Origin of the sequence: Arthrobacter globiformis (assembly GCF_003261175.1) — a bacterium.
GTDB classification, from domain to species: domain Bacteria; phylum Actinomycetota; class Actinomycetes; order Actinomycetales; family Micrococcaceae; genus Arthrobacter; species Arthrobacter globiformis_A.
In genome coordinates, this window is the sequence record NZ_QLNP01000099.1 from 80,032 (window position 1) to 96,060 (window position 16,029).

13 protein-coding genes are annotated in these 16,029 nt (G+C 67.3%); 4 read left to right on the top strand and 9 right to left on the bottom strand.

Annotated features, from left to right (window positions below; translation table 11 throughout):
- The first annotated feature begins 149 nt into the window (after positions 1 to 149).
- Entirely contained in the window at positions 150 to 2,543 is a 2,394-nt protein-coding gene (locus tag DBZ45_RS19075; RefSeq protein ID WP_111905405.1) for a RelA/SpoT family protein, read from the top strand.
- Here DBZ45_RS19075 and DBZ45_RS23430 read toward each other — a convergent pair.
- From DBZ45_RS23430 to DBZ45_RS19090, 3 genes are all read right to left on the bottom strand, one after another.
- On the bottom strand, positions 2,424 to 3,161 hold the full coding sequence (locus DBZ45_RS23430) for a type IV toxin-antitoxin system AbiEi family antitoxin (protein ID WP_262982875.1): 738 nt from the start codon (positions 3,159 to 3,161) through the stop codon (positions 2,424 to 2,426). The two genes, DBZ45_RS19075 and DBZ45_RS23430, sit on opposite strands and share 120 nt — an antisense overlap.
- 99 nt (positions 3,162 to 3,260) lie before the next feature.
- Entirely contained in the window at positions 3,261 to 4,925 is a 1,665-nt protein-coding gene (locus DBZ45_RS19085; protein WP_111905406.1) for a DUF349 domain-containing protein, read from the bottom strand.
- A 72-nt stretch (positions 4,926 to 4,997) separates the two neighbouring features.
- Positions 4,998 to 5,816, bottom strand: coding sequence for a peptidylprolyl isomerase (locus DBZ45_RS19090; protein ID WP_111905407.1), 819 nt, complete (start codon positions 5,814 to 5,816; stop codon positions 4,998 to 5,000).
- A gap of 261 nt (positions 5,817 to 6,077) precedes the next feature.
- Here DBZ45_RS19090 and hisS point away from each other — a divergent pair, with 261 nt between their 5' ends.
- Positions 6,078 to 7,433, top strand: a complete 1,356-nt coding sequence (gene hisS / locus DBZ45_RS19095; RefSeq protein WP_111905408.1) for a histidine--tRNA ligase — start codon at positions 6,078 to 6,080, stop codon at positions 7,431 to 7,433.
- Here the strand turns inward: hisS and DBZ45_RS19100 are convergent, their stop codons facing one another.
- Entirely contained in the window at positions 7,434 to 8,702 is a 1,269-nt protein-coding gene (locus DBZ45_RS19100) for an APC family permease (RefSeq protein WP_111905409.1), read from the bottom strand.
- Positions 8,703 to 8,801: 99 nt separating this feature from the next.
- On the opposite strand from DBZ45_RS19100, the gene aspS reads away from it, so the two are divergent.
- Positions 8,802 to 10,589: an aspartate--tRNA ligase gene (gene aspS, locus DBZ45_RS19105; RefSeq protein WP_111905410.1), complete on the top strand. Its 1,788-nt coding sequence runs from the start codon at positions 8,802 to 8,804 to the stop codon at positions 10,587 to 10,589.
- Positions 10,590 to 10,735: 146 nt separating this feature from the next.
- Entirely contained in the window at positions 10,736 to 11,500 is a 765-nt protein-coding gene (locus tag DBZ45_RS19110) for a GNAT family N-acetyltransferase (protein WP_440130538.1), read from the top strand.
- A gap of 35 nt (positions 11,501 to 11,535) precedes the next feature.
- Here DBZ45_RS19110 and DBZ45_RS23035 read toward each other — a convergent pair whose 3' ends face one another.
- The 5 genes from DBZ45_RS23035 to DBZ45_RS19130 form a co-directional block, all read right to left on the bottom strand.
- Positions 11,536 to 11,673 (bottom strand): hypothetical protein, encoded by a 138-nt coding sequence (locus DBZ45_RS23035; RefSeq protein ID WP_190243198.1) that lies wholly within the window; start codon positions 11,671 to 11,673, stop codon positions 11,536 to 11,538.
- A 10-nt stretch (positions 11,674 to 11,683) separates the two neighbouring features.
- A complete protein-coding gene (locus DBZ45_RS19115; protein WP_223257165.1) occupies positions 11,684 to 13,099 on the bottom strand; it encodes an MFS transporter in 1,416 nt (471 codons plus the stop codon).
- Positions 13,100 to 13,109: 10 nt separating this feature from the next.
- Positions 13,110 to 13,439, bottom strand: coding sequence for a Dabb family protein (locus DBZ45_RS19120; protein WP_111905411.1), 330 nt, complete (start codon positions 13,437 to 13,439; stop codon positions 13,110 to 13,112).
- A gap of 1 nt (position 13,440) precedes the next feature.
- Positions 13,441 to 15,147, bottom strand: coding sequence for an FAD-dependent oxidoreductase (locus tag DBZ45_RS19125; protein ID WP_111905412.1), 1,707 nt, complete (start codon positions 15,145 to 15,147; stop codon positions 13,441 to 13,443).
- Between the two features lie 69 nt (positions 15,148 to 15,216).
- Positions 15,217 to 15,978, bottom strand: coding sequence for an SDR family NAD(P)-dependent oxidoreductase (locus DBZ45_RS19130; protein ID WP_223257166.1), 762 nt, complete (start codon positions 15,976 to 15,978; stop codon positions 15,217 to 15,219).
- Positions 15,979 to 16,029 lie beyond the last annotated feature (51 nt).

Genomic DNA, 16,029 nt, shown 5'->3' on the forward strand with positions numbered 1-16,029 from the left:
CTCCGGTTAAGCGCCTGTGTGCCTTCCGCCGGGCCGTCCGCGTGCTCCGCTGCGTACGGGCCTGGGCCGTTGGTGACGGACGCGGTTATCGGTCGGGCCCGGAGCGGGAATACACTGGGATAATTAAACGGGTCGTGAGGGGTACTTCATTGGAAGAGGGTTCGACGTCGGCGCCAGCGGCTGCCGGAGGCAACGGTCAGGGCCAGGGACAGCAGACTGGTCTGGTGGCTGCCGGGCGCCCGGCGCCGGCCGTGCCCGTGGACAACTCTGGCGTCCGGCCCACATTCCCGGGCCGGCGTGAGCGCACGAGGTCCCGCCTGGCACGGCTTACGGGCCGGAGCACGGCGACTTACTCACCCATCCTGGAGCCGCTGCTGCGGACCGTTAGGGCGAACAACCCCAAGGAAGACTTCGACCTCATTCAGCGGGCGTTCGTGGTGGCGGAGCAAAGCCACCGCGGGCAGAAACGCAAGAGCGGTGACCCCTACATCACCCATCCCGTTGCCGTCGCGACGATCCTCGCCGAGCTGGGGCTGAGCGGTACCACCCTGGCGGCTGCGCTGCTGCACGACACCGTCGAGGACACCCCCTACACCCTTGAGGATCTCCGGGCCGACTTCGGTCCCGAAGTCGCCATGCTGGTTGACGGCGTCACCAAGCTGGACAAGGTCAGCTTCGGCGAGGCAGCCCAGTCCGAGACCGTCCGCAAGATGGTCGTGGCCATGGCCAAGGACATCCGCGTCCTGATGATCAAACTTGCGGACAGGCTGCACAACGCCCGCACCTGGCGGTTCGTTTCCGCCGAGTCCTCGGCGCGCAAAGCCCGGGAAACCCTGGAAATCTTTGCGCCGCTGGCTCACCGGCTCGGCATGAACACGATCAAGTGGGAGCTTGAGGACCTGTCCTTCGCGGCGCTGTATCCCAAGGTGTACGAGGAAATCGTCCGCATGGTGGGCGACCGAACGCCGGAGCGCGAAAAGAGCCTCAGCGTGATCCGGAACCAGATCGCCGACGATCTGCGCACCGCCAGGATCAAGGCCACGATCACCGGCCGGCCCAAGCACTATTACTCGATCTACCAGAAGATGATCGTCCGGGACAAGGACTTCGACGACATCAACGACCTCATGGGTGTCCGGGTCCTGGTGGACTCGGTGCGAGACTGTTACGCCGCCCTGGGCACCCTGCATTCGCGCTGGAACCCGCTGCCTGGCCGGTTCAAGGACTATATCGCGATGCCGAAGTTCAACATGTACCAGTCCCTCCACACCACGGTAATCGGCCCTGGTGGCAAGCCGGTTGAAATCCAGATCCGGACGCACGAGATGCACCGCCGCGCCGAGTACGGCGTCGCAGCGCACTGGAAGTACAAGGACCAGCCAAACCGGACTGCCACCGGACCCGGCAGCCCCCGAGACGGCGACATGGGCTGGCTGCGATCCCTCGTGGACTGGCAGCAGGAAACCTCCGACCCCGGCGAATTCCTCGACTCGCTGCGGTTCGAGATCAACGCCCGCGAAGTTTTCGTCTTCACGCCCAAGGGTGAGGTCATGGCGCTGCCTGCCGGGTCCACGCCGGTGGACTTCGCCTATGCCGTGCACACCGAGGTGGGCCACCGCACCATCGGAGCCCGGGTCAACGGCAAGCTCGTGCCGCTCAACAGCGAGCTGAACCATGGCGACTGGGTGGAGATCTTCACCTCGAAGGCCGAGGGCGCCGGCCCCAGCCAGGACTGGCAGCACTTCGTCAAGAGCGCCCGGGCGCGCAACAAGATCCGGCAGTGGTTCAGCAAGGAACGCCGCGAAGAGGCCATTGACCGCGGCAAGGAGCTGCTGACCCGGGCCATGCGGAAGCAGAACCTGCCGCTGCAGCGCCTCATGACCCACGACGCCCTGGCTGCCGTGGCGGAGGAATTCAAGTACGTCGACATCTCCGGGCTCTACGCTGGCGTGGGCGACGGCCACACCTCGGCGCAGCACGTCATGGAGAAGCTCGTCGAGATGCTCGGCGGGAACGAAACACCCGATGACGATCTCACCGAAGTCAGCATCCCCACCCAGGTCAGCAAAGCCCGGTTCTCGGATTCGGGCGTGGTGGTCCGCGGCGTGGGCGACGTCTGGGTGAAACTGGCCCGCTGCTGCACCCCCGTGCCGCCGGACCCGATCCTGGGTTTCGTCACGCGCGGCTCGGGCGTATCGGTGCACCGCACCGACTGCACCAACGTTGCGGGCCTCAAGGACCAGCCTGACCGGATCGTGGACGTGGACTGGGCTCCGACGCAGTCAAGCGTCTTCCTGGTGGAGATCCAGGTGGAGGCGCTGGACCGGAAGTCGCTCCTCTCCGACGTCACGCGCATACTTTCGGAAAACCACGTGAACATCCTGGCGGCGAGTGTCCACACGTCCACGGACCGCGTGGCCATCTCAAAGTTTGCCTTCGAGATGGGCGACCCCAAGTACCTCAGCCACGTGCTCAGTGCCGTGCGGAGGATCGACGGGGTGTTCGACGTCTACCGGACCACGGGGAACCACCGGAGGAGCTAACAGCGATAGCTTCTCCAGTGCCGCGTTCTTGTGCGGCAGCCGTGGCATCGCCTCGACCGCCAGGACCAGGAGCCGGAGCCTGACATCGAGTTCGGGCTTCTCCAGGAGCAGCCGCAGGGCAGGAACTGCCCTTTCGGCCTCCACATGCAAGGCGATGTCCAGTGCCGTGCGGAGCGGACTGGAGACCATCAGGCCGCCCAGGCTGACGACGTCGAACGGTCCGAGCCGGACTTCGTGGAGCGTGCAGCCGCGGGTGGAGCGGAGGCTGGAGATGCGGCGTTTGGCGTCCACCAGGAGGGCCAACCGGTCCGGCTCCCGGGCGCACCCGTAAATCCAGGCCGCCGTCATCCGCCCCGCCACCACGCGTCGCCGCACCGGCGCCGGCACCCCGTGGGCAGCGGCACGTGCCCGCAGCTGCGGGGAGGCCGCAGTCCCGGGAACGGTGTAGCCGTGCTGATAGAGCTGCGTGAGCACGCCGTCGGCCGCCATGGACTGCAGTTCCGGCCAGGTGAAGGGCAGCCCCGGCGAATAGAGCTCCAGCGGCTGTACAGGGGAGTCCGCGGGCGGGGAATCCCCCCGCGTCTGCGAAAAAACAGGGGGCTGGGAGAACGGTGCCATTCCGTCATCCTTCCGGATGCGGCCTTGACGGGTAAGGCCCCGCCCCGGTTATGTGGATAACCAGAACGGGGCCTTCCTGCTCAGAAGAGTAAATGTTGCCTAGGAGAGCTCGCTCGCCGAACGCTGGATCTGGTCCAGCCATGCCTGGCGGGCTTCCAGGGCTTCCCGGGCGGCCTTGATCTTGCGCTGGTCGCCCTTCTTCTCTGCCTCGGCCAGGTCATCCTTCAGGCCGGCGATGGCGGATTCGAGCTGGCTCAGGGCGCTGTTGGTGCGGGCCTTGGTCTCCGGGTTGGAGCGCTGCCACTTCTCGTCCTCGGCCTGGCGCACGGCATCCTCGATCCGGCGCAGACCGGCTTCGATCCGGCCCATGTCCGCACGCGGAACCTTGCCTGCCTCTTCCCAGCGGTCGTGGATGGACTGCAGGGCCTTCTTGGCGGCGGCGATGTCCTTGACCGGAACGATGCCGGATGCCTCCTCGAGGAGAGCCTCCTTGACCACCAGGTTCGCAGCGTATTCCTGGTCGATCTCGTCGTTGGCTGCCTGGCGGGAGCTGAAGAAGACGTCCTGCGCGGCGCGGAACCGGGCCCACAGTGCATCGTCATCCTTGCGGCTGGCACGCGGTGATGCCTTCCACTCGTCCATCAGCCGGCGGTATTCCCCGGCAGCGAAGCCCCAGTCGGTGGACGTCGACAGCGCCTCGGCCTCTGCAATCAGCTTCTCCTTGGCCGACTTCGCCGCCGAGTTGTTGCTGTCCAGCTGGGAGAAGTAGGCGCGGCGGTGCCGGTCGAAGACGGTCCGGGCGGCCCGGAAGCGCTTCCACAGCGCATCCTCGTTGCTGCGGCCCAGCCGAACCCCGCTCTTCTGCGCGGTTTTCCAGCTTTCGAACAGCTCGTTCATGCGGGCGCTGGACGTCTTCCACTGAACCTGGGCCGGATCGGTTCCGGAAATGGCCTCGGCCTCGGCCACGATGGCCTCACGGGCGGCCAGCTCGGCGGCACGAACGGCGTCGTGCTGCGCCTTTTCCGCCTTCTCGAGCTCGGTGATCTGGGTGGACAGGGTGTCCAGCCGGCTCTCCGCAGAGCGGATGTCGCCCACCATGTTCCGTTCAGCGAGCTGCTCGCGCAGGTGCGTCACGGTCTTCTGCATGTCAGTGGTGGGGGCCTTCGAGGCCACGCGCTGTTCCAGCAGGACAATCTGGGCGACGATGTCGTCATACTTCCGCGCGAAGTAGGCAAGTGCCTCGTCGTTGCTGACGTCCGGGTACTGACCGACCGGGTGCTCTTCGCCGTCGATGGTCAGGAAGACGTGGCCGTCGCCCTCAACGCGGCCCCAGCGCGCGGCTTCAGCCAGCGAGGTGGATGGCGGTGCCTGCACCGGAACCGCTGTGGCGGCCGGACCTGCCTTGGGCCGGGCGGCAAAGGCGGCCGGCGTCGGCGCGGGCCGGGGTGCCGGCGTCGGACGCGGTGACGGTGCGGGGCTGGCTTCCGGCTTTTCCTGCTCAGCCTCCGGCTGGGCGCTTTCCTGCGTGGCGTCGGGCTGTGCCGCATCCCTGGGCTCTGCTGCCTCGTCGGGCTGAGCCGCATCCCCAGGCTCTACTGCCTCGTCGGACTGTACCGCCTCGTCGGGCTGCGTCGCCTGCACGGGCTCGGCCGCTTCCACGGACTGTGCGCCATCCACGGCCTGTGCCGCTTCCACTGATTCCGGGGAAGCCTGGACCTCGGTCACTTCGGCTGCTGTTTCGTCGGATTTCTGACTGTCTGTCACCGCTAAAAGTCTTTCGCTTGGAGGAAAATACTCATTGGCAAGTCGCCGGTGGCCGCTGGCGCCACAAGGTTCCTACTTCAGAGAAAATGAGTCTATCGTGACTGGTTCCGCAGGTGCGCCGTCCGTGCCGTTTTCGCCCGTCTTAAGACCTGCCGCCGCAATCTTGGTTACGGTGTCCAGGCCAGAGGTCACCTTGCCCACGATGGTGTAGCCGCCGGCGGAGTCGGCCGGAATGGCGGTGTCCTTGTAGACGATGAAGAACTGCGTGCCGTTGCCGTAGGCGTTGTTGCCCGTACGGGCCACCGCGATGGTACCGGCGGGATATTTGTTGTCTGCCGGCGTGTTCTCCAGCGGCCCCCAGGTGTAGTTGGGGTCGCCCTGGCCATCGCCGGTCTTGGAGCCGCACTGCAGGACGCCGAAGTTCTCGCCAGTGGTGAGGCGGTGGCAGCTGACGCCCTTGTAGTAGCCCTGGTCCGCCAGGGACTTGAACACCGCGGCGGCCTGTGGGGCCTTGGTGCCGTCCAGCTGCACGCCGAGGGTTCCCCTGTTCAGCTTCAGTTCGCCGGTGAACGTCTTGCCGGCCGCCGTCGCCGGCTTGGGGATGTTTGCAGCATTTGTCTGGGACGCTGACGGAGTCGCGTCGGGGGATGCCGGTGCGGACGGCGTCGCCAGGTCCGCCTCGGCGGCGGCGAATTCGGCTTCGGTCGGGTTCCCGGCAAACACCGTCAGTTGAAGTACGACGGCGAGTATCACCGCTGCGGCTCCCGCACCTCCCGCTACCAGGTTGTCCCGCTTGCGGCGCTTCTCCTGGTCACGGCGAAGCTCGCGTTTGGCCTCCATCTGCTGGATGCGCCTCTTGGCTTCGCGTGTTTCGCGTGGACTGGCCGCCACGGGTCCTCCTCATTGATCGTCACCGCCGGACCGGGCTAGCCCCTGAAGGCATCCCCGGCTGCAGATTGCGCTGCGGCAGCCCGCCAGCGCCCGGCCTCCGTGTTAGAGATGCAGGCGCCGAAAGCATAAACTGACTGCCGCACATAAGTTTATGCAGAACAGGCTGGACTCTCGCCGCTGCCGCCGCCGTTTGGTTCACATGTCGACGCGGAACAAGGCGCAGCGGCCCCGGCCTTCGTTTACCTGAGGAGAAACTCCACCATGGCACGCACCGCCTCCCTGTCCGGATTCCCCGAGTGGCTTCCCGAGGAGCGGCTGGTGGAGCAGCATGTCCTGGACTCGCTGCGCCGCACCTTCGAACTGCACGGCTTCTCATCCATCGAGACCCGCGCCGTCGAAACCGTTGGCCAGCTGCTCCGCAAGGGTGAGATCGACAAAGAGGTGTACGGGCTGAGCCGGCTCCAGGACGACGAGGGGGAGGAAGCCGGGAAGGGCAAGCACGATCCGCATGCCCTGGCGCTGCACTTTGACCTCACGGTGCCGTTCGCCCGGTACGTCGTGGAAAACGCCGGCTACCTGGCCTTCCCGTTCCGCCGTTACCAGATCCAGAAGGTCTGGCGCGGGGAACGCCCGCAGGAAGGCCGCGCCCGCGAGTTCACGCAGGCTGACATTGACGTGGTGGGCGACGGCGAGCTCCCCTTCCGCTACGACGTCGAGATCGCCCTCGTCATCGCGGAGGCGCTTGGCGCGCTTCCGATCCCGGAGTTCCGGCTGCGCATCAATAACAGGAAGCTCGCCGAGGGCTTCTACCGCGGCATCGGTCTGACCGACACCGCCGGTGTGCTGCGCAGCATCGACAAGCTCGAGAAGATCGGCCCGGCGAAGGTAGCCGAGCTGCTCAAGGCCGAGCTAGGCGCCACCGACGAGCAGGCGCAGGCGGCGCTGAAGCTTGCCGGGATCAAGACCGAGGACACGTCCTTCGTGGCGCAGGTCCGCTCGCTCGGGGTCAGCAACGACCTCCTGGAGGAAGGCCTGAACGAACTCGAACAGGTGATCGAGGCTGCCGTGAAGCGGGTTCCGGGCAAGGTGGTCGCGGACCTGAGCATCGCGCGCGGCCTGGACTACTACACCGGAACCGTCGTGGAGACCGTCCTGGTGGGCCACGAGCAGCTCGGATCGATCTGCTCCGGCGGCCGCTACGACGCCCTGGCGAGCAAGGGAAACCGGAAGTTCCCCGGCGTCGGGCTGTCCATTGGCGTGACCCGGCTCGTCTCGCGCATCCTCAGCCAGGACCTGGCCAAGGCCTCCCGCTCCGTGCCCACGGCAGTGTTCGTGGCGCTCACCTCCGACGAGAGCTGGGGCGAAGCACAGGACGTGGCCACGGAGCTGCGCAGCCGCGGCATCCCCGCCGAGGTGGCCGCCAAGGCCGAGAAGTTCGGCAAGCAGATCAAGTTCGCGGACCGGCGCGGCATCCCCTTCGTCTGGTTCACGGACGAGGACGGCAAGCACCAGGTGAAGGACATCCGCTCCGGCGAGCAGGTCGACGCTGATCCCGCGACGTGGACGCCGTCGGACGAGGACATCCGCGTCCAGGTCAACGCCGCGCCGGCGAGCTGATCACCGCCGCGCCGGCTTCCTGCACGCAAGCACGACGGCGCGCCCGGCGAGTCCGGCGGCCATGACGGCCGCCATGCCTAGTACCGAGGCGGCCGGCAGGGTGAAAGCCAGGACCAGGCACCCGGCAAGCCCGGCGGCGTTGAGCCATTTGGGCGCGTGCCGGGGCCGGTCCCGGAGCGTGAAGGCGGCGGCATTCGTCACGGCGTAATACAGCAGGACGCCGAAGCTGGAAAAGCCCACCACCGTCAGCACGTCGGTGGTCAGCAACAGCAGGACGACGACGGCGGCCACCGCCAGTTCCGCGGTTACCGGCACCGGATGGCGCCCGCCCAGCCGGGCCAGGGGACCGGGGAGGTCACGTTCGCGCGCCATCGCCATGGCCGTGCGCCCCACCCCGGTGATGAGGGCCAGCAGAGCGCCGAGCGAGGCTGCGGCGGCACCCGCCTGGACCACGGGCGCTCCGGCGGCCAGACGGGACTGTTCCACGGCGTCGAGCAGCGGCGCCGTGGAGGCGGCAAGCACATTAACCGGAAGATGCGCCAGGAGCAGCGCCCCCAGCAGCAGGTAGATGACCAGGGCGCCGGCCAGGGCTCCGAGGACCGCGCGCGGAATGACCCGCGCCGGATCCTTCACCTCCTCGCCGAGCGTGGCAATGCGCGCGTACCCGGCAAAAGCGAAGAACATCAGCCCCGCGGCGGGCAAAATGCCCCAGCCGCTGCCGGCCTGTCCGGCGACCGGTCCGGAAGCTGTCCCGCCGTCGGCTGCATGCGGCCCCACAATGCTCGCCGCAGCCACGAACACCAGGGTGGCCAGGACCACGGCCAGCAGGATGCGCGTCAGGAAGGCGGTCCGCGTAATGCCCAGCAGGTTCACGCCGGTCAGTGTGGCGACCGCGGCTACGGCCACGGGGGTGGCGAATCCCGGCGCAACGTACTGGCCGAAGGTCAGGGCCATGGCCGCACAGGAGGCTGACTTGCCCGTTACGAAACCCCAGCCGGCGAGGAAACCGGGCCATTCGCCAAGCTGCTTCCGGCCGTAGACGTAGGTGCCGCCGCTCTGCGGATACTTTGCCGCGAGCTGGGCGGAGGCGACGGCATTGCAGTACGCCACGGCGCCGGCCAGGGCTATGGCCGCGAGGAGCAGCCCTCCGGCCAGCCGGGCTGCCGGTGCGAAGACGACAAAAACGCCGGCGCCGAGCATGGATCCGAGCCCGATCGCTGTTGCGTCGGCCACACCCAGCCTTCGTTGCAGCTGCTGGTGCTTGGTCATGGCGGGGCGGGAACCTTTCAAACGGGTAAACTCGGACGGGATCGTTTCCGCAACGATCGTCTTTATACTTCATTCTGTCTTCCTTCTGAAAGGAATGCTGTGCTGCGCACACATGACCTCGGATCCCTTCGCTCCGAGCACATTGGACAAACCGTAACCCTGGCAGGCTGGGTCGGCCGCCGTCGTGATCACGGTGGTGTCGCATTCGTCGATCTGCGTGACGCCTCGGGCGTGGCGCAGGTGGTGGTCCGTGAGGAAGAGGTCTTCCACGGGCTGCGCAACGAATACGTGCTCCAGGTGACGGGCACGGTCTCCAAGCGCCCGGAAGGCAACGAGAACGCTGCCCTCGCCACGGGCGAGGTGGAGGTCATGGCGGACAAGGTGGTCATCCTCAACACCGCCGACGCGCTGCCCTTCCAGATCGACGAGCACGTGGAAGTGGGGGAGGAGGCACGGCTCAAGCACCGGTACCTGGACCTGCGCCGTCCCGGCCCCGCCCGCAACCTGCGCCTGCGCTCTGAGGCCAACCGCGTGGCCCGCGAACTCCTCCACCAGGACGGCTATGTGGAGATCGAGACCCCGACGCTGACGCGTTCGACGCCGGAAGGCGCCCGCGACTTCGTTGTTCCGGCCCGTCTTGCACCGGGGTCCTGGTACGCACTGCCGCAGTCCCCGCAGCTGTTCAAACAGCTGCTGCAGGTGGGTGGTTTCGAAAAGTACTACCAGATCGCCCGCTGCTACCGCGACGAGGACTTCCGCGCGGACCGCCAGCCTGAGTTCACCCAGCTGGATATCGAGGCCAGCTTTGTGGACCAGGACGACATCATTTCGCTGGGCGAAAACATCGTCAAGGCGCTGTGGAAGCTGATCGACGTCGAGATCCCCACCCCTATCCAGCGCATCACGTACGCCGACGCCATGGCGCGGTTCGGCTCGGACAAGCCGGACCTCCGCTTTGGCGTGGAGCTGACCGAGCTGACTGAGTTCTTCAAGGACACCAACTTCGGCGTCTTCAAGGCCCCGTACGTCGGCGCCGTGGTCATGCCCGGCGGGGCATCCCAGCCGCGCCGTACGCTGGACGGCTGGCAGGAATTCGCCAAGCAGCGCGGTCACAAGGGACTGGCCTATGTCCTGTTCAAGGAAGACGGCGAGCTGGCCGGTCCGGTGGCCAAGAACCTGACGGACACTGAGCGTGAAGGCCTGGCCGGTGCCGTAGGCGCCGAGCCCGGCGACTGCATCTTCTTCGCCGCCGGCGAGAAGTCTGCAGCCCGCGCACTGCTCGGTGCCGCCCGCGTCGAGATCGGCCACCGCACCGGCCTGATCGACCCCAGCGCCTGGGCCTTCTGCTGGGTGGTGGACGCGCCGATGTTCGAGCCGGCCGCTGCAGCCGTGGCCTCTGGCGACGTGGCCGTGGGTGCCGGCAAGTGGACGGCCGTCCACCACGCCTTCACCTCGCCCAAGCCCGAGTTCCTCGACACGTTCGACAAGGACCCGGAGTCGGCCCTGTCCTACGCGTACGACATCGTCTGCAACGGCAACGAAATCGGCGGCGGTTCCATCCGCATCCACGAGCGCGATGTCCAGGAACGGGTCTTCGAGCTGATGGGCCTGGACCGGGCAGACGCGCAGACCAAGTTTGGCTTCCTGCTGGAAGGCTTCAAGTACGGCGCCCCGCCGCACGGCGGCATCGCCTTCGGCTGGGACCGGGTGGTGGCCCTCCTGGCAGGCGTGGAGTCCATCCGCGACGTTATCGCCTTCCCGAAGACCGGCAACGGCTACGACCCGCTGACCCAGGCTCCCGCGCCGATCACGCCGCAGCAGCGCAAAGAGGCCGGCGTCGACTTCAAGCCCGAGGCCAAGAAGCCCGAAGAGAAGAAGGCCGACTAGCTTCAACAAAGCTGGTTGGCTGAACGCAGCAAGAGCTCCCCGGAAACGGGGAGCTCTTGCTCTTTACAGGACAGCTGCCCTTTACTGCACAGCTGCGGCGGATGGAGGATACCCGCGTGGAAGTGTTGTCCGGTCTGGAAGCCTTGATGGATGCCGCCTGGCCCGCGCCCGAACGTCACGACACCGGCGAGTGGGTGCTCCGCGCGGCCGGTGGTGTAACGCAGCGGGCGAACTCCGTCTGGCCTCGGGTGCCTGCCGCAGACGACGCCGCGGCCGTCCGGGACGCCGCGTCCTGGTACCGGCTTCGGCGGCTGCCGGTGATCTACCAGATCTTCGACCATGCCGGCGCCGCCCCGCTGAATGCCGTGCTGGACAGCCTGGGTTACACCAGGCAGTCCGAAACGCTGGTCATGTCCCGGCGTGCGGAGCCGCAGGACGGTCTTCCGGCAAGTGCCGGCGTCGAAATCTCGGAGCATCCTTCAGCGGAATGGCTGGAACTGTGGTGGTCCGTGGACGGCCGCGGCGGCGCCGCCGAGCTGGAGACCGCCCGTGCCATCCTCACCGGTTGCCCGGCGCTGTACGCCCTGGTGAGGGACGACGACGGCGGGCCGGCCGCCGTCGGACGCCTTGCTGTTGTTAACGGCTGGACCGCTGATCCCGGCGGGGCTGCCAGCTGGGGCGGGCTGTACTGCATGGCCACCAGACCCGACTCCCGGCGCCGCGGCTACGCCACCCGGATCCAGCAGGCCCTGGTCCGTGCGGGTGCGGAGCGGGGACTGGCCGGCTACTGGCTGCTGGCGATGGCGTCGAACACCGCTGCCCGAGAGCTCTACTCCCGGGCAGGCTTCTCTGAGGTGTCCCGCTATTGCTACCGGCAGGAGCGGCCGCGGCGGGCCCTGACCGGCTGCTGACTGTGCTTCCATCCCGGCGCGGAAGCTGCGGGGTGTTACCTGCCTTCGGGCAAGTAGTGCAGGCCCAGCCACGGGGCGGTGGTGAGCTCGCCGGGCTCCACCGCTTGTGAGGGTGCCGCAAGCGCCGGCTCGGAGGCGGACGCCTCGGCGGCTTCGTTGTCGTGGGCGTTCATGGCGTGCAGGTTAGCGCACATCGACGGACGGCTGCCGCGACGGTGTTTGCTGCCCTGCTGCTTCGGCCTGCCGCCGTCGTGCGGTGCCTTCCAGGTATGGTCCTCCGAGCTCCGCAATGGGCGTGGCGGCAGTCTCCCTTGACCAGAACGCGCATCCTGCCGCAATGAGCATGCAGACGGTGCCGAAGACGGCCACCGGCACCCAGCCCCAGACTCCGGGAGCAAGCAGCATCCCGGCGATCATCGGGCCAAAGCCGGCGAGGACCAGGCCGAACTGGTTCCCCAGCGCCATTCCGGAGTACCGGACGGGCGCCGCGAACTGTTCGGCGAAAAATGCCGGCCAGATGCCGTTGAAGCCCGAGTACAGCACCGTCATGTTCACGAAGGCTGCAAGGAAGACCAGCACGATGTTTCCGGAGGACAGCGCCAGGAAGTAGAGGAAGATCGTGACGGAGCAGCCGATCGCGGCCGTCAGCAGGAGAGGGCGGCGGCCGACCCGGTCGGACAGCCTGGCCGCCAGCGGCATGGCGAACATGGACAGGCCGATGGCCACTGCGTTCACGGTCAGGATGGCCGCCCGGTCAAATCCCGCGCCCGAGGTGGCGTAGGCGAGTCCAAAGACCGTGAAGATGGTCTGCATCACGGACATAATGGACATTCCCGCCACCCGTAACACGTCTGGAGCTTGGAAGCGGAGCACTTCCTTGACGGGCATGGGGGCCACCTGGCGGCGTTCCTGGGCCTCCTCGAAGACCGGTGTTTCGTCCAGATGCGTGCGGACCCAGTAAGCGATGGCCAGCACCACGATGGAGAGCCAGAACGGGATGCGCCAGCCCCAGCTCATCATGGCCTCCCGGGGCAGTGCCGTAACTGGGATGAAGACCAGGGTGGCCAGCACCATGCCGGACGCGTAACCCGTCATCACGAAGCTGGTGAAGAACCCGCGCCTGCCTTCGGGCGAGTGTTCCAGCGTCAGGGTGGAGGCGCCCGCCGATTCCGCGCCGGCGGAGAAGCCCTGGGCCAGCCGGCCCGCCACCAGAAGGATGGGGGCCCAGACGCCGAGCTGTTCGTAGGTGGGCAGGAATCCGATGCCGAGGGACGCCAGGCCCATGATGCCGAGCGTCAGCAGCAGGATCTTCTTGCGGCCCAGTTTGTCGCCGAAATGTCCCATCACCAGTCCGCCAACAGGCCTGGCCACGTACGCGACGCCGAAGGTGGCGAAGGCGCCGATCAGACCGATGGCCGGGTCCGCGGAGGGGAAGAACAGGTGGGGGAACACAAGTGCGGCGGCGGTGCCGTAGATGAAGAAGTCGTAGTACTCCAGCGTGCTGCCGAGGAAGGAGGCCAGGGCTGCCTTTCGGGGCGTCTTCCGCGGGGGCGGCTGGGAAGCCTGCAGCGGAACCTGCGGTGATGGGGTAGTGGTCACGGGAATCTCCTTAAGACTGCGTTGTCTCAATGGGTGCCGGCGTAGGGTCCGGAAGGTGGAAGTCCACCGCGAGGATCTGCCGGCTGTTGGGGAACGAGTACGCCTTTAGCGGCTCGTGGAGGGGGTGCGTGTTGTAGACAGCGATGTCCTCGACGCTTTCAAAGTCGGCCACGATGGCGTAGTCGAAGGAGCGTTCGGTGTTGAGGACGTCAGGGCCGTGGCTGAGGCTGAGCATGCCGGGGATCTTTCCGGCCATGGTGTTGAGCCCGTCAATCCAGGCCTGCCGGTCGGCCGGCGGGAAGCCGGGCTTGAACTGGAAGAGCACGGTGTGGCGGATCATTTCAGACGCCCGCCTCGACAAGCCCGGCCACCGGTGACAGGGCTGCTTGGTCCTCTGGGGACCGGTAATCCGGGGACTGGCCGGCAAGGGTGCGGCCAGCGAGGTAGCCCATGGTCATGATGGGTCCGAGGGTGGCGCCGGCGCCGGGGTAGCCTGCCGCGTAGGCGTTTTCCGTGGTGTTGCCGGCGGCGAACAGGCCCGGGATGGGGCTGTTGTCGACGTCGAGCACACGGGCTGACCCGTCGGTAGCCACGCCGCCGTTGGTGCCAAAGGCGCCGTTCACCACCTCCAGCGCGTAGAAGGGCCCGGATTCGAGCGGACCCAGGGACGGGTTCGGCCACGGGCAGTCGGCGTCGCCCCAGTATTTGTCGTAGGCGCTTTCGCCGCGGCCGAAGTCGGGGTCCTCGCCCCGCGCCGCGAACTCGTTGAACCGGACCACTGTGGCTTCCAGGTTCTCCGCGGGAATGCTGATCTTCGCGGCGAGTTCAGCCAGCGTGGGCGCCTCGATCAGGTAACCCGGCGTCGGCTGGCCTGCGCGGTGGGCAAGGATGCCGTAGCGCTCCAGGTAGCCGTGGTCCACGATCACGTGCGCCGGGGTGTTCAGCGTGCGGTTCGCGGCGGAGTCCCAGGACTGCAGGCTGCGGGCGAGGTCATTGTAGTTCTGCGACTCGTTGGCGAAGCGGCGCCCGTGGCGGTTCACCATGATGGAGCCCGGGCCCTGCCGCTCGAACCGCAGCAGGGTGCCAACCGGCTGGCCGTCGCGGGTGTCGCCGGTGACGGACATCGGCGCCCACCAGGCCTCGCGCGTGCCGCGGGTCTGGCCGCCGATGCGCTGCGACATCCGCAGCCCGTCACCGGTGTTCGAGGGTGGCGAGCACATGGTGTGGAGCCGGGACGCGAGCATCGAGTCGGCCAGGGCCTTGTCCCATTCGAAGCCGCCTGTCGCGAGCACCACGCCCTCGCGGGCATGGAACGCCTCACCGGTTTCCAGTTCGACGCCGGTCACCCGGCCGCCGTCGGTGAGCGGACCATCGGTGAGCAGGCGGTGCCCGCGGGCCCCGGTGACGAGTGTGGCTCCGTCGCGGACCAGGCTGGCGAGCAGCATGGAAACGAGCGCCTGCCCCTTGGCAACGAGGCCCTTCTCCTGGCGGCTGGCCAAGTCCTCCCACGGAAACTTGGTGAAGGCGCCCCACTCTTCGTATTCCTGCATGGTGAACGGGGCGCGGCCGTCACTGCGCACGTGCACCCGGAGGGCGCCCAGCGCTTCGGTGCTGTTGAACAGCTCCGGCTCAATCGTGCGGCCGCCCGCCACTGCACCCGGGAGATCCTGCCGGTAGTCGGGGAAGTTGTCGAGGAAGATGAAGCGGACGCCGCACTCCTCCTCGACGAAGCGCAGCATCTGGTCGCCGTAGTTCAGGGCGGCGTCCAGCAGATCCTCACGGCCCCTGCCGCGGGCGACGGCGCGCACGTACGCCGCTGCTGCTGCCTTGGAATCGGTGATCCCGGCCTTCCGTGCGTGATGGTTGTCCGCCACCCAGAGCATGCCGCCAGACACGGCCGAGGTCCCGCCCAGCAGGTCACTCTTTTCGAGGACGACGACGGACTTGCCGGCATGGGCGGCGGTGGCCGCCGCGGTGAGTGCTCCCGCACCGGAACCGACGACGACGACGTCGTAAGTGTCCGCGGGGGTGCCGTTGACGAATTTCATGGGGTGTTGCCTTTCAAAAGGAAAATGATGGGTGCTGCCGCAGGTGGGAGCTGCTGGGGTGGTCCGGCGTCAGACGGCTGTGTAGCCGCCGTCGATGACCAGCTCTGAACCGGTGGTGAAGCGCGACTCGTCAGAGGCCAGGTAGAGCACGCCGTACGCGATCTCGTCCGGTTCGCCCTGGCGGGGCAGCGGGTTGGAGCCCACCAGTTGCTTGTAGTAGGCCTCGGCACCGATGTCCGACTGCTCCGCGGAGCGGCGGCTCATCCTGGTGTTCATGGATCCGGGGTGGATGGAGTTGACCCGGATGCCGTAACCGCCGTAGGCCGCCGCGTCCGACTTGCTCAGAAGCCGCACAGCGCCCTTGGTGGCGTGGTAGAGCGGGACATTCCGGCCGCCGGTGAGGCCGTGGATGGAGGAAAAATTGACGATGCTGCCGGTGCCTTTTTCGATCATGCCGGGGACCACGTGCTTGGTCATCAGCCAGACGCCCTTGACGTTGACGCTGAAAATCGTGTCGAAGTCGGCCGTCGAGGCCGTGTGCGAGGCTCCTGCCGGGCCGATGATGCCAGCGGCGTTGACCAGGATGTCCGGTGTGCCCAGTTCGTCCCGGACCCGGCGAATGGCGTCGGCTACGCTGGCCTCGCTGGTGACATCGACGTCGTACTCACTGATGTTTTGGTGGGCAGCGGCGGCCGGGATGCCGGCAACGTCCAGGCTGGCAACCTTCGCGCCGTGCTCGGCAAGGAGGGCGGCGGTGGCACTGCCCAGGTCTCCGCGGCCTCCGGTGACAATGGCGGTCTTTCCGGCCACGCGGTTCTGGATGGGATTCATGTGTTGCTCCTCGTGATCCTGCAGCCTCATCGCTGCTTCCCAGCCAGCGTG

Bases quoted from the DNA above. Each gene is read 5' to 3' on its own strand.
- DBZ45_RS23430 (WP_262982875.1), bottom strand. From the start codon at position 3,161: ATGGCACCGTTCTCCCAGCCCCCTGTTTTTTCGCAGACGCGGGGGGAT.
- hisS (WP_111905408.1), top strand. From the start codon at position 6,078: ATGGCACGCACCGCCTCCCTGTCCGGATTCCCCGAGTGGCTTCCCGAG.
- DBZ45_RS19100 (WP_111905409.1), bottom strand. From the start codon at position 8,702: ATGACCAAGCACCAGCAGCTGCAACGAAGGCTGGGTGTGGCCGACGCA.
- DBZ45_RS19110 (WP_440130538.1), top strand. From the start codon at position 10,736: ATGGATGCCGCCTGGCCCGCGCCCGAACGTCACGACACCGGCGAGTGG.
- DBZ45_RS23035 (WP_190243198.1), bottom strand. From the start codon at position 11,673: ATGAACGCCCACGACAACGAAGCCGCCGAGGCGTCCGCCTCCGAGCCG.
- DBZ45_RS19120 (WP_111905411.1), bottom strand. From the start codon at position 13,439: ATGATCCGCCACACCGTGCTCTTCCAGTTCAAGCCCGGCTTCCCGCCG.
- DBZ45_RS19125 (WP_111905412.1), bottom strand. From the start codon at position 15,147: ATGAAATTCGTCAACGGCACCCCCGCGGACACTTACGACGTCGTCGTC.
- DBZ45_RS19130 (WP_223257166.1), bottom strand. From the start codon at position 15,978: ATGAATCCCATCCAGAACCGCGTGGCCGGAAAGACCGCCATTGTCACC.